Here is a 19,898-nt window from a genome sequence, read left to right on the forward strand (position 1 = left end):
CTGAGACGATGAGCGACGATCCGTTCGAGGCGATCAAGGCGACCTTCTTCCAGGAATGCGAGGAGCTGCTCGCCGATCTGGAAGGCAATCTGCTGACGCTGGAGGCCGGATCGACGGACATTGAGGTCATCAACGCCGTCTTCCGCGCCGTTCACTCGGTGAAGGGCGGGGCGGGGGCCTTCGGGCTGGAAGACCTGGTGCGGTTCGCCCACGTCTTCGAGACGCTGATGGACGAGCTGCGCTCGGGCCGCAAGCCGTGCGACGAGCCGACGGTGAAGACCCTGCTGCGCGCCGCGGACGTGCTGGCCGACCACGTCGCCGCCGCGCGCGGCGCGGGCGCGCCCGTCGATCCCGTGCGCTCGGCCGGTCTGGTCGCCGAGCTGGAGGCCCTGACCTATGGCGGCGCCGCGCCGGTCGCGGCGGCCGAGCCGGAAGAGGACGATTTCGGCTTCACGCCGGTGGCTATGGACCTTGGGGCGTTCGAGGCTCCGGCGGGCCTGCCGGACCTTCCCGACCTGCCGCCCTTGCCCGACCTGTCCGCCCTGGCGCCGCTGCCCGATCTGTCGGCGCCGAGCGCATCGCAGGGGTGGAGGGTCGTCTTCCGTCCGCATCCGCGACTCTACGCCAGCGCCAATGAGACGGGCCTGCTGCTGCGCGAACTGGGCCGTCTCGGCCCGACGCGGGTGCAGATGGACGACAGCGGCCTGCCGCTGCTGGACGCGCTGGAGCCGACCGACAGCCATCTGATCTGGACCATCGAACTGGACGCCGACGTCAGCGAGGCCGAGGTGCGCGAGGTCTTCGACTTCGTGGAGATGGACTGCGACCTCAGCGTCACGCCGTTGGGCGATGCGGCGCCGGTCGAGGCCGCGCCCGCCGCCGTGGCCGACGAGGATGACAGCGACGCCTCGGCCCTGGCCCGCGCGGCCGCGCCGGAACTGGACATCGCCGCCCTGCTGGCCTCGGTCGCCGCCGCGCCCTCGGAGGCGCTTGCGCCTGTCGCCGTCGCGCCCGTGACCCCTCCGCCCGCCGCGCCGGTCGCGCCGCCGCCGGTCAAGCCTGCGCCCGCGCCGGCCGCTCCGGCGCCTGTGCAGGCGACGGCCCCCGTCGCTGCGGCGCCCGTGACCATCCGCGTCGATCTGGAGCGGGTGGATCGCCTGATCAATGCGGTCGGCGAACTGGTCATCCAGCAGGCCATGCTGGCCCAGCGCGTGACCGAAAGCGGCCTGGCCCGCTCGTCCGACATCGGCCTGGGTCTGGAAGACCTCGAACTGCTGACGCGCGAGATTCAGGACAGCGTCATGGCCATCCGCGCCCAGCCGGTGAAGTCGGTGTTCCAGCGGATGCCGCGCCTGGTGCGCGAAGCGGCCGAGGCCACCGGCAAGAAGGTGAAGCTGGTCACGTCCGGCGAGGACACAGAGGTCGACAAGACCGTGGTCGAACGCCTGGCCGAGCCGATCACCCACATGCTGCGCAACGCCATCGACCACGGGCTGGAAAGCCCGGCGGACCGTCTGGCGGCGGGCAAGCCGGAAGAGGGGACGGTGCGTCTGGCGGCCCTGCACCGCTCGGGCCGGATCGTCATCGAGATTTCCGACGACGGCAAGGGCATCAACCGTCCGCGCGTGAAGGGCATCGCCGTCGAGCGCGGCCTGATCGCCGAGGATGCGGTGCTTTCGGACGACGAGATCGACAACCTGATCTTCCTGCCGGGCTTCTCGACCGCGACCGAGGTGTCGGACCTGTCGGGCCGGGGCGTCGGCATGGACGTGGTGCGCCGCTCGATCCAGTCGCTGGGCGGGCGCATCTCGATCACTTCCAATCCGGGCAAGGGCTCGACCTTCACCCTGAGCCTGCCGCTGACGCTGGCGGTGCTGGACGGCATGGTGGTCGGCGCCGCCGATCAGACCCTGGTCGCGCCGCTCGCCGCCATCGTCGAGAGCCTGACCCCGAACGAGGGCGACATCCACTACGTCGGCGGCGTCGATCCCGTGCTGCGCTTCCGCGAGGCCTTCGTGCCGCTGGTGGACGTCGGCCTGGTCATGGGCTTCCGCGACGCCCCGACCGAGCTGAAGGGCGGGGTGGTGATGATCGTCGAGACCGAAAGCCGCCAGCGCGCAGCCCTGCTGGTCGACGCCATCCACGGCCAGCGCCAGGTCGTCATCAAGAGCCTGGAAACCCATTACCGCCACGTCGAGGGCGTGGCCGCCGCCACCATTCTGGGCGACGGCCGCGTGGCCCTGATCCTCGACATCGACGCCCTAGTGACCGCCAAGCGTTCCCGAACCCCGTCGCGTTCCGACCTGCAAATGGCGAGCTGAGACCATGACCCCGACTGAACAACAGACCCTGACCCCCAATGTCGCCGGGACCGACCGCGAGCTGATCGCCTTCCGCATCGGCGAGCAGGAATTCTGCGTCGACATCATGAGCGTGCGCGAGATCCGCGGCTGGACCCCCGCCACGCCCCTGCCGCGCTCGCCCGCCTATATGAAGGGCGTCATCAACCTGCGCGGAGTGGTGCTGCCGATCATCGACCTGGGCGCGCGTTTCGGCCTGGCCACGAACGAGCCGACCGAACGTCACGTCATCATGGTGGCCCATGTCGGTTCGCGCCTGGTCGGCCTGCTGGTCGATGCGGTGTCGGACATCGTGCAGCTGTCGGACGCGGCCATCCAGCCGACCCCGGACGTAGCCAGCGACCAGGTGAAGTCCTTCGTGAAGGGCATCTTCGCCGTCGAGGGCGGCCGCATGATCAGCCTGATCGACCTGGACCACGTCCTGCCGGAAAGCGAGGCTGCGGCGGCATGACGACCCTCGCCGGGCGGGAAGCCCTGGTCGAAGGCGAGTTCGTCTTCACGGCCGAGGATTTCCGTCACATCGCCCAGACCCTGCACGCCCACGCAGGCATCGCCCTCAGCGAAGGCAAGGCGGCGCTGGTCTACTCGCGCCTGGCCAAGCGGCTGCGCGTGCTGGGACTGCGCAGCTTCCGCGACTACTGCGCCCTGATCGACGGCGTGGAGGGCGTGGACGAGCGCCAGGCGATGATGGCGGCCCTGACCACCAACGTCACCCGCTTCTACCGCGAGCCGCACCACTTCGATCACCTGCGCGACAAGGTGATGCCGGAACTGGCCGCCAAGGCGCGGGCAGGCGGGCGCGTGCGCCTGTGGTCGGCCGCCTGTTCGAACGGGCAGGAGCCGTACTCCATGGCGATGACGGTGCTGGACGTTCTGCCGGAAGCGGCGGAACTGGACGTGCGTATCCTGGCGACGGACATCGACCCCAACATGGTCGCCGAGGGCGCGGCGGGCGTCTATTCCGACGATCTGCTGGCCCCGGTCCCCGCTGCTTCGCGCAAGCATTTCGCGCCGGTCGCGGGCGCGCCCGGCCGGTTCAGCGTCGATGCGACGCTGCGCCGTCTGGTGGCGTTCAAGGAACTGAACCTGATCGGCGACTGGCCGATGCGCGGCCGCTTCGACGTCATCTTCTGCCGCAACGTGGTCATCTATTTCGACGACGCGACCCAGGAACGGGTCTGGGGCCGCTTCACGCCGATCCTGAACCCCGGCGGCGTCCTCTACATCGGCCATTCCGAGCGGGTGACGGGTCCGGCGGCCCATCTGCTGCAACCCGCCGGCCTGACCACCTACGTCAAGGGAGCGGGGGCATGAGCGCGGTCTCGGTCCTGGTGGTGGACGACAGCGCCACCATGCGCAGCCTGATCAGCGCCGTCCTGCGCCGCGATCCGGAGATCAACGTGGTCGGCACGGCCGCCGATCCGCTGGAGGCGCGCGCCAAGATCAAGGAGCTGAACCCCGACGTCATCACCCTGGACGTCGAGATGCCCAATATGAACGGGCTGGAGTTCCTGGAGAAGATCATGCGGCTGCGGCCCATGCCGGTGGTCATGGTCTCGACCCTGACCCAGGCGGGGACGGACGTGACCCTGGCCGCGCTGGAGGTCGGGGCCGTCGACGCCGTGGCCAAGCCCGCGCCGGGCGTGCCGGTTCAGGAAGCCTTCGGCGATCTGGCCGAAAAGGTGAAGGTCGCCGCCCGCTCGCGCGTCCGTCCGCTGGAAACCCGCGCAGTTCAGGGCCACGAGGGCGCCTATCACGCCGACCCCAACCATGTGCTGGCGATCGGTTCGTCCACGGGCGGGGTCGAGGCCTTGCTGACCATTCTGTCGGCCTTCCCCGCCGACTGCCCGGCGACGCTGGTGACGCAGCACATGCCCGCCAGCTTCACCAAGAGCTTCGCCGCCCGCCTGAACAAGGTCTCGGCCGCCACGGTCAGCGAGGCCGAGGACGGCGCGCCCTTGAAGCCGGGCCATGTCTACATCGCGCCGGGCGGGGACGCGCACCTGGTCGCCTCGGGCGGGCGTTGCCGCCTGGTCGCCGCCGATCCGGTCAACGGCCACCGCCCCTCGGTCGACGTGCTGTTCGGCTCGGTCGCCCAACTGGGGCGGCCGATGACAGGCGTCATCCTGACCGGCATGGGCAAGGACGGGGCCAAGGGCCTGCTGGCCATGCGTCAGGCCGGCGCCCGCGCCCTGGGTCAGGACGAGGCGTCCTGCGTCGTCTACGGCATGCCCCGCGCCGCCTTCGAGCTGGGCGCCGTCGAGCGCCAGCTGCCGCTGTCCCGCATGGCTTCGGCCATTCTCGAATCCTGCGCCGCCCGTTCGGGCGCGCCCCAGTCTGTTGCGTAAGGACGTTCATGCCCGCCGCTTCCGCTATCCGCACCCTTGTCGTCGATGATCAGCTGACGATGCGCTCCTTAGTCCGCGCCAGTCTGCAGCAGATCGGGGTGCGCGACATCGAGGAGGCGCCCGACGGCGAGGCGGCCCTGCGCTCCCTGCTGGTCCAGCCGGTGCATCTGGTGATCTCGGACTTCAACATGCCGAACCTGGACGGGCTCAGCCTGCTGCGGGCCATCCGGGCGCACCCGCCGATCTCCAAGACGGCCTTCATCATGCTGACCGGCCGGGCCGACCGCGAGCTGGTCCAGCGCGCCGTGCAGTTCGGCGTGAACAACTACCTGGTCAAACCCTTCACCACCGCCCAGCTGAAAGAGAAGCTGGAAGCGGTCTTCGGCACGCTGACGTGAGCGGCGGGGCCGCTCAGCAGCCGGTCGAGCGGCGTCTGCACGTGGGGCAGGGCGATCATCATGTGTCGTCCGATCCCGATGTCGTGCTGACGACCGTCCTGGGCAGCTGCGTGGCCTTGTGCCTGCGCGATCCGGCGGCCGGGGTGGGGGGCATGAACCACTTCCTGCTGCCCGAGGGTTCGGGGTCGGGAACGGACGCCAGCCGCCGCTACGGCGCCTATCTGATGGAAGTGCTGATCAACGACGTGCTGAAGGCGGGCGGGCGACGCGACCGGCTGGAGGCCAAGCTGTTCGGCGGCGGCCGCATGTTCGACAGCCTCAGCGACGTGGGCGCCGCCAACGCTGACTTCGCCGAGAAATTCCTGGCCGACGAGGGCATCCCCGTAGTCAGCCGCAGCCTGAGAGGCGCGGGCGGGCGCCGCATTCACTATTGGCCGGTCAGCGGTCGGGCGCGTCAGCGCGTGGTGACGGACGGCGCGATCCTGCCGCCCGCGACGCCGCCGCCGCCGTCCGTCGCGACCGGCGATCTGGAGCTCTTCTGACATGGGCGAGAACGACAACCGCGATCTGTTGGCCGCCATGGCGGCGGAACTGGCGGACATCCGCGCCGAGATCGAGGCGGCGGGCGGCCTGGTGTCCGAAGTCCTGCGCCAGCTGCCGGCTGAGGCGCGGCTGGGCTATCTGACGCGCAGCCAGAGTTTCGACGTCCTGTCGCAGCGCATCGAGGCCCTGTCGGGCCTGGCCCAGGCCGTGGCCGACGATCAGCCGATGGACACCGCCCTGGCCGCCCTGCCCTTGGCCGAGATGGCCGAGCGAATGCAGGAGACGGCGCACCGCGCCCGGCCCGGCGCCGCCCCGATCGCGGACGCTGACGACACCGAGCCCGTCGCGACGGCGGGCGTGCTGCACCTGTTCTGACCCATGGCCGAGGACCGCATCAATCTGGAGCAATCGACGGTCCTGCTGGTGGACGACGCGCCGCAGGCGCTCGACATGCTGGGCTCGATCTTCCAGGGCTTCGGCGTCAAGGAGCAGATCAAATGCCCCTCGGCCGTCGAGGCGGTGAAGATCCTGCAACAGCGCCCGGTCGATCTGATCGTCATCGACTGCGGCGACCCGGAGATGGACGGCTACGCCTTCACCCGCTGGCTGCGGCGCGAGACGCCCGCACCCCTGCGCTACACCCCTGTCATCCTGGTGACGGGCCACGCCTCGCAGGCCAAGGTTCAGGAAGGGCGCGACTGCGGCGTCAGCTTCGTTGTCGCCAAGCCCCTGACGCCTGCGGTGCTGCTGAAGCGCATCCTGTGGCTGGCGGGCGACGAGCGCGAGTTCGTCGAGTGCGAGACCTACGTCGGCCCTGATCGCCGGGTGCGCAACTTCGGGCCGCCGGTCGGCATGACGGGGCGACGCAAGGGCGACCTGTCGGCCCACGTCGGCCACGCGGTTGAGGAAAACATGGATCAGGCCGATATCGACATGCTGTTGAAGCCGCAGAGGGTGTCGCTGTGAGCGAGGTCCGGACGCAGAAGATCAGGACGTCCCTGGCGCAGCAGATGGCCCAGCCGGGCGGGCGGACGCTGGCGGATGTCGAACGCCGCGCCAATGAGCGCCTGGGCCGCCACAAGGCCGAGGTCATGGCGGAGATCGAAGCCGCCGTCGCGGGGCTGGAGGGGCTGTGCGCCGCGCGGTCTGAGGCGTCGGCCGCCGAGGTCTATCGCCTGGCGTCGCGCATTCTGGACCTGGCGGGTTTCTTCGACACCGGCCCGCTGTTCGACGCAGCCTACAGCCTGGCCGACGTGTCGGACCGCATGGCGACGGCCGACGCCTGGGACTGGCCGCCGGTTCAGGTGCACGTTCAGGCTTTGCGGTTGATCCTCAAGGCCGGTTGCGAGCGCAATGCGGCCACGGATCATCTGCTGGCCGGACTGAAGGCCGTTGCGGTGAAGACGCGCGCCTAATCCCTTCTCCCCTTGTGGGAGAAGGTGGCTCGCGGAGCGAGACGGATGAGGGGTGCCGGCGCGGCGCCTGAAAATCCATGACTGAGGGCGGCATCGGGTTCGGATACTGAGGCGCTGACACCCCTCATCCGAGCGCCTCCGGCGCCCACCTTCTCCCACAAGGGGAGAAGGAAGCGATCAGCCGTAGCGCGCGATGCCCAGGTCGGCGGTTTCGATGTCCGGGGTCTGGCCGCTGATCAGGTCGGCGATGACGCGGGCCGAGCCGCAGGCCATGGTCCAGCCCAAGGTGCCGTGGCCCGTGTTCAGGAACAGATTGTCCAGCTTGGTCTTGCCGATGACCGGCGTGCCGTCCGGCGTCATCGGGCGCAGGCCGGACCAGTAGCTGGCCGCCCTCAGATCGCCCGCGCCGGGGAACAGCGAGCCGACCGAATGCTCCAGCGTGTTGCGGCGCTGTTCCGGCAGGACGTTGTTGTAGCCCGAGATCTCGGCCATGCCGCCGACGCGGATACGGTCGCCCAGGCGGGTGATCGCCACCTTGTAGCTTTCGTCCATGATCGTTGAGACGGGGGCGGCGGGCTCGTCGATGATCGGGGCCGTGATCGAATAGCCCTTCACCGGATAGACCGGCAGGGTCATGCCCAGCGGCTTGACCATCTGCGGCGAGTAGGAGCCCAGCGCCAGCACATAGGCGTCGGCCGTGACCACGCCCTTGTCGGTCTTGACGCCGGTGATCCGACCGCCTTCGGCGATCAGGCCCTGGATGGTCGTGCCGTACTGGAAGGTCACGCCCTGCGTCGTCGCATGGTCGGCCAGGGCGTTGGTGAATTTGAAGCAGTCGCCGGTCTCGTCGCGCGGCAGGCGCAGGCCGCCGACGAACAGGTCGCGCGTGGCCTTCAGGCCCGGCTCGGCGCGGATGCAGCCGTCCTGGTCCAGCACCTCGAACGGGACGCCGCCTTCGCGCAGGACTTCGGTGTCTTTGTAGATGCCGTCCAGCTGCTTCTGGGTGCGGAACAGTTGCAGCGTGCCCTGGGTGCGGTGATCGTACTCAAGGCCCAGTTCGTCGTTCAGCGCCGTCTGCACCACCTGGCTGTACTCGGCCAGACGCACCATGCGCGCCTTGTTCAGGGCATAGCGGCTGGAGGTGCAGTTGCGCAGCAGGGCCAGCAGCCAGCGCACGGTCGGGGCGTTGATCTGGGGGTGCAGGATCAGCGGGGCGTGGCGCATGAACAGCCACTTCACCGCCTTGGCGGGAATGCCCGGCGCGGCCCAGGGCGAGGAATAGCCGGGCGAGATCTCGCCCGCATTGGCGAAGCTGGTCTCCAGCGCCGGGCCGCTCTGGCGGTCGATGACGGTGACTTCATGCCCCTGGCGGGCCAGGTAGTGGGCGGTGGTCACGCCGATGACGCCGGCGCCGAGGATTGCGATCTTCATGGGTCTTGACCTTACGCGAACCAGACGCGTGGCCCCCTAGACCAGATTTTGCGCCCGTCGCGCAAGCCGCAGTTTGTGTGCGCCGCAATATCGGCGGTGTTGATAAGGACTGCCTGTGTTCGGCCGATCACGGTTGATTATTTGCTCGCTATATCGGGCAGGCGCGACAAGCTTGATCTAGGAGGATCGGGTCGGGTCGGTCAGCGGCTCGCCGTAGTGGCGGTCGCCGTGCAGATTGGCGGCCAGGGGGGCGGTGGTCCGCTCGATCAGGCGATGCACCTCGGGCTTGTCCGGCCCCTGATGCAGGGCGCGGATGCCTTCGTTGACGGCGGCGTCGGCGTGGGTGATCCGCTGGTTGTGCCGGATGTAGTCCAGCCAGGTCGGCGTCTGGTATTTCTCGACCCAGATCTGCGGTTCGGCTAGGTCGCGCATCAGGCGCCACTGGCGCGCGCCGTCGCGGCGGCGGATGCGGCGTCGTTCGTCCATCAGGGCCAGGAAGGCGTCGATGTCCTCCTCGCGGATGCGATAGGCGATGGAGACGATGACCGGCCCGCTGCGCGGCTCGATCGACAGGGCGGTCTGCGGCTCGGTCCAGCGGCGCAGCAGGTCCATGTTCAGATTGGCCGTCGAGGGCAGGGGCACTTTCAGGCCGATCAGCACGCACAAAAACAGCACCCCCGCCGAAACGCCCAGGGCGACGTCGACGTCATAGGTCTGGGCCAGGCCGCCCCACAGCCAGCTGCCGCCCGCCATGCCGCCGAAGGCCGCCATCTGATACAGCGCCAGCGCCCGCGCCACGACCCAGCGCGGCACCGACATCTGCACCGTGACGTTGAAGCTGGACAGCACCAGCACCCAGCCCGCCCCCGCCAGCATCAGGGCCGGCAGGGTGACGGCCAGCCAGGGGATGTAGGCCAGGCCCAGGGCCGCCGCCGCGAAGGCCAGGGCGGCGACGCGGACGATGGTCTCGGTCTCGTATTTCGCGCGCAGCCGCCCGACGAACAGCGCCCCGCCGACCGCGCCGATGCCGAACGACCCCAGCAGCAGACCGAACGCCAGGGGGCCGCCGCCGCCTTCGCGCGCGACGACGGGCATCAGGGCCTGGACCGCGCTGGCGCCGACGCCGAACACCACGGCGCGCAGCAGCACGGCCGTCACGCGCGGCGACAGGAAGGCGTAACGCATTCCGCCCGCCATGGCCGCCAGCAGGCCTTCGCGCGGCAGGGTCTGCTTGGGCCGCTCGGGTTTCCAGCGGAACAGCACGACTAGCAGGCCCAGATAGCTGACGGCGTTGACGGCGAAGGCCGCCGCCGCGCCCGCCGCCGCCACGATCAGTCCGCCCAGCGCCGGGCCGACGCTTCGGGCCATGTTGAAGCCCATGGAGTTCAGGGTCACGGCCCCGGCCAGATCCTCACGCGGGACCATGTCGCCGACCGACGCCTGCCACGCCGGGCCGTTGAAGGCCGTGCCGCAGCCGATCAGGAAGGTGAAGGTCAGCAGCACCCAGGGCGTGATCCACCCCATCCACGTCATAGCCGCCAGCCCTGCCGAGACCAGCAGCATGAAGGTCTGGGCCGCCAGCATGATCTTGCGCCGGTCCACTGTGTCGGCCAGCGCGCCCGCCGCCAGCGACAGCAGCATGATCGGCAGGGTGACGGAGGCCTGCACCAGGGCGACCATCTGCGCCGAGGCGATGGAGGTCATCATCCAGGCCGCGCCGACCGACTGGATCAGGCCGCCGAAATTGGTGACCAGGCTGGTGATCCACACCGCCCGGAAGATCGGATGCCGCAGCGGCGCCAGCGCCGAGGGGCGCTCCGGCGGGACGGACGGCGGATTGGACGGAGAGGCGTCGGCGGTCGAACTCATGCGGGGCGCCCCCTCGCATGGACGATACGGAGCAGGCGGAAACCGACGACGACCATGCGGGCAGTCCACACGGCTTCGACGGGGGAAGCAAGACGCGAAGCGGTCACTCTGGGTTCCGGATTATTGGCGTCGCGAGGGCGGCGTCGGGACGCTATAGGAAGGCCGTGACCGTCCCAGCCGTTCCCCCGATGTCGCCCTTCGCTCCCTTCACCGTCGCCGCCCTGTATCGTTTCGCGCCCCTGGCCGACCCGGCGGCGCTGCGTCTGCATCTGCTGGACCTGTGCGGGACTGAGGTGCGCGGCACGCTTCTGGTGGCGCATGAGGGGATCAACGGCACCATCGCCGGACCAGAGGCCGCCGTCGCCCGCGTCATCGACGGCGTGCGCGCTCTGCCGGGCTTCGAGCGGCTGGAGCTGAAGTATTCGACGGCCCAGGCCATGCCCTTCCACCGCATGAAGGTGCGGGTGAAGGCCGAGATCGTCACCATGGGCCAGCCCGATATCGATCCGGTCGAGGGCGTCGGAACCTATGTCTCGGCTCAGGACTGGAACGCCCTGATCGCCGATCCCGACACCGTCGTCATCGACACCCGCAACGACTATGAGGGCGAGATCGGCGCCTTCGAAGGCGCGATCCAGCCCAACACCCGAACCTTCCGCGAGTTCGCCGACTGGTTCCACACGGAGGGGCGCGCCCTGCTGGATCGGCCGACCCCGCCCAAGGTCGCCATGTACTGCACCGGCGGCATTCGCTGTGAAAAGGCCACCGCCTTCCTGAAGGCCGAGGGGGTGCGCGACGTGCATCACCTGGAAGGCGGCATCCTGAAGTATCTGGAGACGGTGCCCGAGCCGGAAAGCCTGTGGCGCGGCGAGTGCTTCGTCTTCGACGAGCGGGTGGCTGTGGGGCACGGGCTCGTCGAGGGAGACCACACCCTGTGCCGGGCCTGCCGCATGCCGGTCAGCCCCGAGGGGCGCCGCTCTGCGCGCTATGTCGAGGGCGTGTCCTGCGACCGCTGCTGGGACAGCCGCGACGCGGTCCAGCGCGAAGGCTACGCCGAACGGCAGAAGCAGATGGAGATCGCCCGCGCCCGCGGCGTGGCGCACGTGGGAGCGACGCAGAAGGGTTAGGAGGCGCTCCTCCCTCTCTCCTCCGCCGTCATCCTCGGGCTTGACCCGAGGATCCAGCCTTGCCGCAAGCTGTTGTCGTATCGTGGCGCGCAGGGGGCGATCCAGCATCGGCCGACCGGCGCGGAACTGGATCCTCGGGTCAAGCCCGAGGATGACGGCATGTGTGGCGGTGGGCGGGGCGTATGTAGCGACGGACCCGTCGGAGAGGGTCGCGGGCGGCGCCCGCCCATGCCATCCTCCCGGCCTCGCTTCAGTCAGGAGGCCCGCCCATGTCCGCCTTTCGTCCCGTCGAGCGCCTGGACACCCATGAGGTGTCCAATCAGGTTCCGCCGCTGGAGGGCGTCGACCTGTTCACCGGCGACAGGGCGCTGCACGACGCCGTGCGCCATTGGGGCGGGGCCGGGCATGTCGAGCGGCTGACCGATCTGGGCCGCCGCTGCGGCTCGGCCGAGGTGATCGACTGGGGCGTGCAGGCCAATCGCGTCCCGCCCGTGCTGGACACCCACGACCGCTACGGCCGACGGATCGACGAGGCGACCTTTCATCCGGCCTATCACCAGCTGATGGACCTGGGCCTGGGCGCAGGGATCGCCGCCAGCGCCTGGGACGGGACGCCGAACGGACATCTGCTGCACGCGGCCATCCTGTTCCTGACGGGGCAGGCGGATTCGGGGACCAGTTGTCCCATGACCATGACCTACGCCTCGGTCGCGGCGCTTCAGACCGATCCGGCCGTGGGCGAACCGTGGATCCGGGGCGTGCTGGCGGGCCGCTATGACCCGGCCGTGCGCCCGGTGAGCGAGAAGGCGGGCGTGACGCTGGGCATGGCCATGACCGAGAAGCAGGGCGGCTCGGACGTGCGCGCCAACACCACCCGCGCCGAGCCGATCGGCGAGGACGGCTGGTATAGTCTGACCGGGCACAAGTGGTTCTGTTCGGCGCCGATGTGCGACGGCTTTCTGACGCTGGCCTATGCGCCGGGCGGGCTGACCTGCTTCATCCTGCCGCGCTGGCTGCCGGACGGGACGCGCAATGCGGGCTTCCGCGTCATGCGGCTGAAGGACAAGATGGGCGACCGCTCCAACGCCTCGTCCGAGGTCGAGTATCACGGCGCGCTGGCTAAGAGGCTGGGCGAAGAGGGGCGGGGCGTGGCGACCATCATACGCATGGTCCAGCACACGCGGCTGGACTGCGTGGTCGGCTCGGCGCTGCAGATGCGCGGGGCGCTGGCGCAGGCCGTGTGGCACGCCGCCCACCGCACCGTCTTTCAGAAGCGGCTGATCGACCAGCCGATGATGGCCGCCGTCCTGACCGATCTAGCGGTCGAGAGCGAGGCGGCGACGGCCCTGTCGATGCGGCTGGCGGCGACGTTCGATGCCGATGACGCCGTGGGGCGTCTGCTGACGCCGGTCGCCAAATACTGGGTCTGCAAGCGCGCGCCGAACATGATCTATGAGGCGATGGAGGTGCTGGGCGGCGCGGGCTATGTCGAGACCGGCCCCATGCCGCGTCTGTTCCGCCAGTCGCCGCTGAACGCCATCTGGGAAGGTTCGGGCAACGTCATCGCCCTGGACGTGCTGCGCGCGGCGGGACGCGAGCCGGAGGCGGTCGAGGCCCTGCGTGACTGGCTGGCGTCGCAGGCCGGGAAGTCGGCCGACTACGACCGCTTCATCGCCGGGCTGGATCTGACGACGAACGAGGCGGGGGCGCGGTTGGCGGTCGAGCGGCTGGCGCTGGCGGCCCAGGCGGCTGCCCTGCTGGAAATGGACAGTCCCTCGGCCGAGGCCTTCATCGCCCTTCGTCTGCGCCCGCGCGGCATGGCCTATGGGGCCTATGAGGCGCAGGTGGATCAGCGGGCGGTGCTGGAGCGGGCCATGCCCGCCTGAATGTCGGGAAAGAGGAGCCGGAAAGGACGAAGGCCTCGCGGGGGCTCCGCGAGGCCTTCGGTGGTGGAGCTTAGCGGAGTCGAACCGCTGACCTCTTGCATGCCATGCAAGCGCTCTACCAACTGAGCTAAAGCCCCAGGCCGTATCGGCTTGGTTATGTCGTCGACCGGATCAGACTGAGGCGTCTGGAAAGGACGAAGGCCCCGCGGGCGTTCCGCGAGGCCTTCGATGGTGGAGCTTAGCGGAGTCGAACCGCTGACCTCTTGCATGCCATGCAAGCGCTCTACCAACTGAGCTAAAGCCCCGAACCTTTCGGTCGGTCCCGCCGGGGAGAGAATGTCGCCCCCCGGCGAGGCGCGGAAACTAGGTCAGGCCGTTTTGAAGATCAAGCGGGTCTGACAGATTTTTTTCCGCTTATTTTTCCGACCTTTGCCGCTTAGTCGTCGTCGCGCGACGGCTTGGCCAGCTCTTCGTCGAGATCGTCGTCGTCTTCGTCCTCGATGAAGGGCACGGAATCGTCATCGTCGTCGTCCAGGACGTCGTCGTCATCGTCGCCGTCGGACGAACCCATGCCGGCGTCGTCGCCGCCCGGCTCGCCGTCGTCGTCGTCCGGGGTCAGGATCGGCTCGTGGCCTTCCTGATCGATTTCGGGGGTGGAGCCTTCGGCGTCCTCTTCGTCCTCGTCGCCGTCGACCGACTTGTCGGCGACTTGATCTTCGGACTCTTCTTCGTCAGCGGCGTAGCCGGCGCCGCGACGCACGCGGCGGCTGCGGACGGCTTCTTCCATCGGATCGAACTCGGTGTCGCACTTGGGGCAGTGCGCCGGGCGACGGTTCAGATCGTAGAATTTGGCCTGGCAGTTCGGGCAGACCTGCTTTTGGCCCAGTTCGGGATTGGCCACGTGATTAGACCTTCGGCGGGTTTAAGGGAAAATTGGAAATCGGGCGGCTCCCTTGCCACCGGCGGGGGCCGCTGTCAAAAGCCTTCTTTTCCGCGCCTGCGCGGCTTTCCTGACATTCGGAGCCTGCATCAGGGTGAGCACTCCCCAGACTTTCACCGCGTCCGGCGTTTTCGACCTCAAGGGCGTGGTCCGCGCGCCGGGCGACAAGTCGATGTCGCACCGGGCTCTGATCTTCGGCGGCATGGCCGAGGGCGTCACGGAAATTGAAGGCCTGCTGGAAGGCGACGACATCCTGGCCACCGGCCTCGCCATGCAGGCGCTGGGCGCCGCGGTCGAGCGGATCGGCGAGGGGCGCTGGCGGGTCGAGGGGCGCGGGCCGTTGCGTTCGCCCGAGGCGGTCATCGACTGCGGCAACGCCGGGACCGGGGTGCGCCTGCTGATGGGCGCGGTCGCGGGCTATGATCTGACGGCCACGTTCGATGGCGACTCTTCCCTGCGCAAACGGCCGATGAAGCGCGTCACCGGGCCGCTGGCCGACATGGGCGCGCGCTTCGACTGGAACGCGGTCGAGGACCGGGTGCCGCTGACCCTGCACGGCGGCGGGCTGAAGGGCGTGACCTTTGTCCAGAGCGTCGCCTCGGCCCAGATCAAGTCGGCCATCCTTCTGGCCGGGCTGAACGCGGCGGGCGAAACCGTCGTGGTCGAGCCGGAAAAGAGCCGCGACCACACCGAGCGGATGCTGCGCGCCTTCGGCGCCGAGCTTGAGGTGACGGAAGAAGGCGCCGGCTGGCGCATCCGCCTGCCGGGCGGGCAGACGCTGAAGGGAACCCACGTCGCCGTGCCGGGCGATCCGTCCTCGGCGGCCTTCCCCCTGGCGGCGGCCCTGGTGGTTCCGGGCTCGGAGGTGACGGTCGAGGGGGTGATGCTCAACCCGCTTCGCACCGGCCTGTTCCAGACCTGGCTCGACATGGGCGCGGACCTGACTATCGCCAATCGCCGCATGGCCGGCGGCGAAGATGTCGGCGACATCACCGCCCGTCACTCGGCGCTGAAGGGGATCGTGGTCCCGGAGGAGCGCGCGGCCTCCATGATCGACGAATACCCGATCCTGGCCGTGACGGCGGCCTTTGCTGAGGGCGAGACCGTCATGCGCAGCATCGGCGAGATGCGCGTCAAGGAAAGCGACCGCATCGCCCTGATGGCGGCGGGCCTGTCGGCTTGCGGCGTTCAGGTCGAGGAGGAGGCGGAAGGCTTCATCGTCACCGGCGCGCCCGGCCCCGTGAAGGGCGGCGCGACCGTCGACACGGCCCACGACCATCGCATCGCCATGAGCCATCTGGTGCTGGGTCTGGCGGCGCAACAGCCCGTCTCGGTCCGCGACCCGGAGATGATCGCCACCAGCTTCCCCGGCTTTGTCGAGATGATGAACGGGCTGGGGGCGGAGATCGGCCAGGGTGGTTGAGACCCGCAAGACGTCCGGGCTCTGGTCCTGGCTGCAATTCGTCCTCGCCGCCGTCTTCGTCGGCTGGTGCAGCTATAAGGGCGGGTCCGAGGTGTGGCGTGCGCTTGAAACCGGGCTGCTGCGTCACGGCAAGGGGCCGGACGTGGCGCTCAGCGACAGGCCGCTGGTCTTCTGGGCGCTGAACGGCTTCTACGGGGTTGCTGTTCTGGCTGGCGTCGGATTCGCCGTCTTCTGCCTGGCGCTGGCCTTTCAGGACGTGCGGAAGCGGGGCGTGGGGCGATGACGACGCGGCCTTCTCTCCCGCCCTATGTGGTGTTCAAGGCGCTCGGCGTTGGTCTGTTGGTTCTGGCCGCGGCCTTCCTGTTGTTCGCGGTCGGTTTCTTCGGCGAAGGCATGCTGGACCTCGCCGACGGCCGTATGGACGGCCACGCCTCCCTGGATCTGTCGGAAGCGGTCGCGACCGATTTGTTCCGGCGGCGCATAGGAACCATGCTGGCGTCCAGCGCGGTTCTGCTGGTTTTCGGGCTCGGATGCTTCTGGGTCGCTTGCGTCCTGAAGCCGAAGCCGTGAGAAGCACAGGGCGCGGTAGCGCTTTGAAGGAACTCTGATTTGAACAAGAACCTGGTCATCGCCGTCGACGGCCCCGCCGCGTCCGGCAAGGGCACCATCGCCGCGCGCCTGGCCGCCCATTACGGCCTGCCGTACCTGGACACCGGCCTGCTGTATCGCGCTGTGGGGCTGGCGGTGCTGGATGCGGGCGGAGATCTGGGCGACGCCGAGGCGGCGGCGCAGGCCGCGCGGGCGCTCGACCTGGCGAGCCTGAGCGATGATCCGCGCCTGACCGATCGCGGCGCGGGCGAGGCGGCCAGCCGCGTCGCCAGCCATCCGGGCGTGCGCGCGGCTCTGCTGAAGCTGCAGCAGGACTTCGCCGCCCAGGCCGGCGGGGCGGTGCTGGACGGGCGCGACATCGGCACGGTGATCGCGCCGGACGCCCCGGCCAAGCTCTATATCGCCGCCAGCCCCGAGGTGCGCGCCGAGCGCCGCTGGAAGCAGCTGACCGCGCGCGGCGAGGTCATCGCCTTTGAGGACATGCTGGAGGATATCCGCCGCCGCGACGCCCGCGACGCCGGCCGCGACGACGCCCCGATGGTCCAGGCCGACGACGCCGTCTTGCTGGATACGACCGATCTGGGTATAGAGGCCGCCTTCGATGCGGCCCGCCGTATCGTCGAGGCGGCGCGAGCCAGGGCCGGGATCTGATCCCGCCGGGCGAATCCAACGCTCCGATCTCCTCGACGGCCGCGGGCGTTCTGGCTTTCCGTACGTGCGCTCTTCCGCGCGCCTGGCCTCGTCTCGTGACGACCTGACTTTCCCTTCTTCACCCCTTTCGTGCGCGTCCGTTCGGCCGTGCGCGTTCCCTTTTCATCAACCCCAAGAGTTTCCATGACTGAAACCCTCAACCCCACCCGCGACGATTTCGCCGCCCTGCTCGACGAACAGCTGCAAGGCCGCGACCTCGGCGAAGGCCAGGTCGTTCACGGCCGCGTCGTCGGCATTGAAAAAGACATCGTCATCATCGACGTCGGTCTGAAGACCGAAGGTCGCATCGCCATGCGCGAGTTCGGCCAGGGCGAAGGCGCCGTCCTGCCCAAGGTCGGCGACAACGTCGAAGTCTATCTGGAGCGCGTCGAGAACGCCCTGGGCGAAGCCGTCATCAGCCGCGACAAGGCTCGCCGCGAAGAAGCCTGGACCCGTCTGGAAGCCGTGTTCGCCGAAGGCCACCCGGTCAACGGCGCCATCGTCGGTCGCGTCAAGGGCGGCTTCACCGTCGACCTGGGCGGCGCCTCGGCCTTCCTGCCGGGCTCGCAAGTCGACATCCGCCCGGTGCGCGACGTCGGCCCGCTGATGGGCAAGGAACAACCCTTCGCCATCCTGAAGATGGACCGTCCGCGCGGCAACATCGTCGTCTCGCGTCGCGCCATCCTGGAAGAAGCCCGCGCTGAACAGCGCACGGAGTTGGTCGGCCAGCTGCAAGAAGGCGAAATCCGCGAAGGCGTCGTCAAGAACATCACCGACTACGGCGCGTTCGTCGACCTGGGCGGCATCGACGGTCTGCTGCACGTCACGGACATGTCGTGGAAGCGCGTGTCGCACCCGTCGCAAGTCCTGGCCGTCGGCGACACCGTCAAGGTCCAGATCGTCAAGATCAACCCGGACACCCAGCGTATCTCGCTCGGCATGAAGCAGCTGCAGTCGGATCCGTGGGACGGCGTCGAAGCCAAGTACCCGGTCAACGCCAAGTACACCGGCCGCGTCACCAACATCACCGACTACGGCGCCTTTGTTGAGCTGGAAGCCGGCGTTGAAGGCCTGGTCCACGTCTCGGAAATGTCCTGGACCAAGAAGAACGTCCACCCGGGCAAGATCGTCTCCACCTCGCAGGAAGTGGACGTCATCGTCCTGGACGTCGACAGCGCCAAGCGTCGTATCTCGCTGGGCCTGAAGCAGGCTCAGAACAACCCGTGGGAGGCCTTCCTGGAGGCTAACCCGGTCGGTTCGACCGTCGAAGGCGAAGTCAAGAACGCCACCGAGTTCGGCCTGTTCGTCGGCCTGGACAACGACATCGACGGCATGGTCCACCTGTCGGACCTGGACTGGAACGTGTCGGGCGAAGAAGCCATCCAGCGTTACCGCAAGGGCGAAACGATCAAGGCCAAGGTGCTGGACGTCGACATCGAGAAGGAGCGCGTCTCCCTGGGCGTCAAGCAGCTCGGCGGCGACCCGATGGAAGGCGACACCTACAAGCGCGGTCAGCAGATCACCGTCACCGTGACGGCGATCGAGACCGGCGGCATCGAGGTCAAGTTCGGTGAAGACGACGCGCCGGTCACGGCCTTCGTCCGCAAGTCGGACCTGTCGCGCGACCGCAACGAGCAGCGCACCGAGCGCTTCGCCGTGGGCGACCGCGTCGACGCCATGATCACCGCCGTCGACAAGGCCACGCGCCGCGTCTCGGTCTCGATCAAGGCTCTCGAGATGAAGGACGAACAGGAAGCCATCGAACAGTTCGGGTCGTCGGACTCGGGCGCTTCGCTGGGCGACATCCTGGGCGCCGCGCTCAAGAACGCGTCGAAGGAATAGGTTTCCCCATCTAACGGGAAACCAGGGGCGGCCGGAGCGATCCGGCCGCCCTTTTTCTTTGCGCGCCGCATCCGTGGGCGCCGCTCGGGCCGAACCGTTCTGGGAATCGGTCGCAGCACTGATCGGCTTTTTCTCTCTCCGCGAGCCGCTTGCGCGGCGAAACCTGTCCGCGTCGAATGCAAGAAACCTTCACGACGATACGTTTTGTCTCTTTCTTCCTGTGGCGACAGACGGTTAGGGTGTCGTCCCGGACGGTGAAGCCAAGGCGGGGGCCTGAATGATCAAGTCTGAACTGATTGAGAAACTGGCGGCTGAGAACCTGCACCTCACCCATGCTGAGGTGGAGCGGGTCGTGAACGTGATCCTGGGCTGTATGACAGAGACCCTGTCGGACGGCGGCCGGGTCGAGCTTCGCGGTTTCGGCGCCTTTTCGGTGCGGAGCCGCCCGGCGCGGACGGGGCGCAATCCTCGCACCGGCGAGACGGTCGAAGTCCCGGCCAAGGCCGTGCCCTTTTTCAAGAGCGGCAAGGAACTGCGCGAGCGTCTCAACGCTTCCGGCGACGCCTGACTAAAATAATCGAAAGACTGAAGACCCCATGAGCCTGCTGACCGAGTTTCGGGAATTCGCCGCGCGCGGCAACGTCGTCGACCTGGCGGTCGGCGTCATCATCGGCGCTTCGTTCGGCAAGATCGTCACCAGCCTGGTCGACCAGGTGGTGATGCCGCCGATCGGCCTGCTGCTGGGCAAGGTCGACTTTTCCAAGATGGAATGGGTGCTGGTGCCGGAGAACCCGGCGACCGAGGCGGTTGAAAAGGTGGCCATCCAGTACGGCGCCTTCATCAATACCCTGATCCAGTTCCTGATCGTGGCCTTCGTGGTCTTCCTGGCGGTCAAGGCCATCAACAAGATGCGCCGCGAGCAGCCGGCCGAGCCGGAAGCCGGCCCGACGCCGACCGAAGCCCTGCTGGCCGAAATCCGCGACGAGCTGAAGGCGCGTCCCTAAGGGGATGTCGCAG

The 19,898-nt window shown here is 68.6% G+C and carries 21 protein-coding genes and 2 tRNA genes; 18 read left to right on the forward strand and 5 right to left on the reverse strand.

Features of this window, described 5'->3' with window-relative positions:
* Positions 1 to 8: 8 nt before the first annotated feature.
* The 9 genes from AC3A3G_RS07965 to AC3A3G_RS08005 are packed head-to-tail and all read left to right on the forward strand — an operon-like array spanning position 9 to position 7,064.
* A complete protein-coding gene (locus AC3A3G_RS07965; RefSeq protein WP_487487925.1) occupies positions 9 to 2,321 on the forward strand; it encodes a chemotaxis protein CheA in 2,313 nt (770 codons plus the stop codon).
* A gap of 4 nt (positions 2,322 to 2,325) precedes the next feature.
* The gene (locus AC3A3G_RS07970; RefSeq protein WP_200168005.1) at positions 2,326 to 2,811 is read left to right on the forward strand and encodes a chemotaxis protein CheW; all 486 of its coding nucleotides are present in this window, start codon (positions 2,326 to 2,328) and stop codon (positions 2,809 to 2,811) included.
* A complete protein-coding gene (locus AC3A3G_RS07975; protein ID WP_368925108.1) occupies positions 2,808 to 3,674 on the forward strand; it encodes a CheR family methyltransferase in 867 nt (288 codons plus the stop codon). The genes AC3A3G_RS07970 and AC3A3G_RS07975 overlap by 4 nt, the downstream gene beginning before the upstream one ends.
* Positions 3,671 to 4,708, forward strand: coding sequence for a protein-glutamate methylesterase/protein-glutamine glutaminase (locus tag AC3A3G_RS07980; RefSeq protein ID WP_487487926.1), 1,038 nt, complete (start codon positions 3,671 to 3,673; stop codon positions 4,706 to 4,708). Before AC3A3G_RS07975 ends, AC3A3G_RS07980 begins: the two co-directional genes overlap by 4 nt.
* A gap of 8 nt (positions 4,709 to 4,716) precedes the next feature.
* On the forward strand, positions 4,717 to 5,106 hold the full coding sequence (locus AC3A3G_RS07985; RefSeq protein ID WP_003166009.1) for a response regulator: 390 nt from the start codon (positions 4,717 to 4,719) through the stop codon (positions 5,104 to 5,106).
* Positions 5,103 to 5,648: a chemotaxis protein CheD gene (locus tag AC3A3G_RS07990; protein WP_412876895.1), complete on the forward strand. Its 546-nt coding sequence runs from the start codon at positions 5,103 to 5,105 to the stop codon at positions 5,646 to 5,648. The genes AC3A3G_RS07985 and AC3A3G_RS07990 overlap by 4 nt, the downstream gene beginning before the upstream one ends.
* A gap of 1 nt (position 5,649) precedes the next feature.
* Positions 5,650 to 6,024 (forward strand): hypothetical protein, encoded by a 375-nt coding sequence (locus AC3A3G_RS07995; RefSeq protein WP_003166007.1) that lies wholly within the window; start codon positions 5,650 to 5,652, stop codon positions 6,022 to 6,024.
* 3 nt (positions 6,025 to 6,027) lie between these two features.
* Entirely contained in the window at positions 6,028 to 6,615 is a 588-nt protein-coding gene (locus tag AC3A3G_RS08000; protein WP_292058585.1) for a response regulator, read from the forward strand.
* Positions 6,612 to 7,064: a chemotaxis protein CheE gene (locus tag AC3A3G_RS08005; RefSeq protein ID WP_200168010.1), complete on the forward strand. Its 453-nt coding sequence runs from the start codon at positions 6,612 to 6,614 to the stop codon at positions 7,062 to 7,064. The genes AC3A3G_RS08000 and AC3A3G_RS08005 overlap by 4 nt, the downstream gene beginning before the upstream one ends.
* Positions 7,065 to 7,241: 177 nt before the next feature.
* Here AC3A3G_RS08005 and AC3A3G_RS08010 read toward each other — a convergent pair whose 3' ends face one another.
* Positions 7,242 to 8,519 carry a D-amino acid dehydrogenase gene (locus AC3A3G_RS08010; RefSeq protein WP_487488041.1) on the reverse strand — a complete coding sequence of 426 codons (1,278 nt, stop codon included), beginning with the start codon at positions 8,517 to 8,519 and terminating at the stop codon, positions 7,242 to 7,244.
* Between the two features lie 153 nt (positions 8,520 to 8,672).
* Positions 8,673 to 10,364, reverse strand: a complete 1,692-nt coding sequence (locus AC3A3G_RS08015; protein WP_200216405.1) for an MFS transporter — start codon at positions 10,362 to 10,364, stop codon at positions 8,673 to 8,675.
* 188 nt (positions 10,365 to 10,552) lie between these two features.
* Between AC3A3G_RS08015 and trhO the strand changes: the two genes are divergently transcribed.
* The gene (gene trhO / locus AC3A3G_RS08020; protein WP_200168037.1) at positions 10,553 to 11,491 is read left to right on the forward strand and encodes an oxygen-dependent tRNA uridine(34) hydroxylase TrhO; all 939 of its coding nucleotides are present in this window, start codon (positions 10,553 to 10,555) and stop codon (positions 11,489 to 11,491) included.
* Positions 11,492 to 11,760: 269 nt separating this feature from the next.
* Positions 11,761 to 13,377, forward strand: coding sequence for an acyl-CoA dehydrogenase family protein (locus AC3A3G_RS08025; protein ID WP_200216403.1), 1,617 nt, complete (start codon positions 11,761 to 11,763; stop codon positions 13,375 to 13,377).
* 61 nt (positions 13,378 to 13,438) lie between these two features.
* Here AC3A3G_RS08025 and AC3A3G_RS08030 read toward each other — a convergent pair.
* The 3 genes from AC3A3G_RS08030 to AC3A3G_RS08040 form a co-directional block, all read right to left on the reverse strand.
* Positions 13,439 to 13,514: transfer RNA gene (locus AC3A3G_RS08030), tRNA-Ala, on the reverse strand.
* 92 nt (positions 13,515 to 13,606) lie between these two features.
* Positions 13,607 to 13,682 (reverse strand) — tRNA-Ala (locus AC3A3G_RS08035).
* Between the two features lie 131 nt (positions 13,683 to 13,813).
* Positions 13,814 to 14,278, reverse strand: coding sequence for a TIGR02300 family protein (locus AC3A3G_RS08040; protein WP_125901175.1), 465 nt, complete (start codon positions 14,276 to 14,278; stop codon positions 13,814 to 13,816).
* Positions 14,279 to 14,411: 133 nt separating this feature from the next.
* On the opposite strand from AC3A3G_RS08040, the gene aroA reads away from it, so the two are divergent.
* The 7 genes from aroA to mscL all read left to right on the forward strand — a co-directional run bounded on the left by aroA (position 14,412) and on the right by mscL (position 19,885).
* On the forward strand, positions 14,412 to 15,740 hold the full coding sequence (aroA, locus tag AC3A3G_RS08045) for a 3-phosphoshikimate 1-carboxyvinyltransferase (RefSeq protein ID WP_487487927.1): 1,329 nt from the start codon (positions 14,412 to 14,414) through the stop codon (positions 15,738 to 15,740).
* On the forward strand, positions 15,733 to 16,023 hold the full coding sequence (locus tag AC3A3G_RS08050) for a hypothetical protein (RefSeq protein WP_292058572.1): 291 nt from the start codon (positions 15,733 to 15,735) through the stop codon (positions 16,021 to 16,023). The genes aroA and AC3A3G_RS08050 overlap by 8 nt, the downstream gene beginning before the upstream one ends.
* Positions 16,020 to 16,310: a hypothetical protein gene (locus tag AC3A3G_RS08055; RefSeq protein WP_487487928.1), complete on the forward strand. Its 291-nt coding sequence runs from the start codon at positions 16,020 to 16,022 to the stop codon at positions 16,308 to 16,310. Before AC3A3G_RS08050 ends, AC3A3G_RS08055 begins: the two co-directional genes overlap by 4 nt.
* 39 nt (positions 16,311 to 16,349) lie before the next feature.
* Complete coding sequence (cmk, locus tag AC3A3G_RS08060; protein WP_368925427.1) at positions 16,350 to 17,000, forward strand: (d)CMP kinase; 651 nt, start codon at positions 16,350 to 16,352, stop codon at positions 16,998 to 17,000.
* Positions 17,001 to 17,183: 183 nt separating this feature from the next.
* The gene (rpsA, locus tag AC3A3G_RS08065) at positions 17,184 to 18,881 is read left to right on the forward strand and encodes a 30S ribosomal protein S1 (protein WP_487487929.1); all 1,698 of its coding nucleotides are present in this window, start codon (positions 17,184 to 17,186) and stop codon (positions 18,879 to 18,881) included.
* 277 nt (positions 18,882 to 19,158) lie between these two features.
* Positions 19,159 to 19,449 carry an integration host factor subunit beta gene (locus AC3A3G_RS08070; protein ID WP_087141719.1) on the forward strand — a complete coding sequence of 97 codons (291 nt, stop codon included), beginning with the start codon at positions 19,159 to 19,161 and terminating at the stop codon, positions 19,447 to 19,449.
* Between the two features lie 28 nt (positions 19,450 to 19,477).
* Complete coding sequence (gene mscL / locus AC3A3G_RS08075) at positions 19,478 to 19,885, forward strand: large-conductance mechanosensitive channel protein MscL (RefSeq protein ID WP_125901187.1); 408 nt, start codon at positions 19,478 to 19,480, stop codon at positions 19,883 to 19,885.
* Positions 19,886 to 19,898: the final 13 nt, after the last annotated feature.

It is taken from the genome of Brevundimonas sp. Soil_N_31, assembly GCF_057655995.1.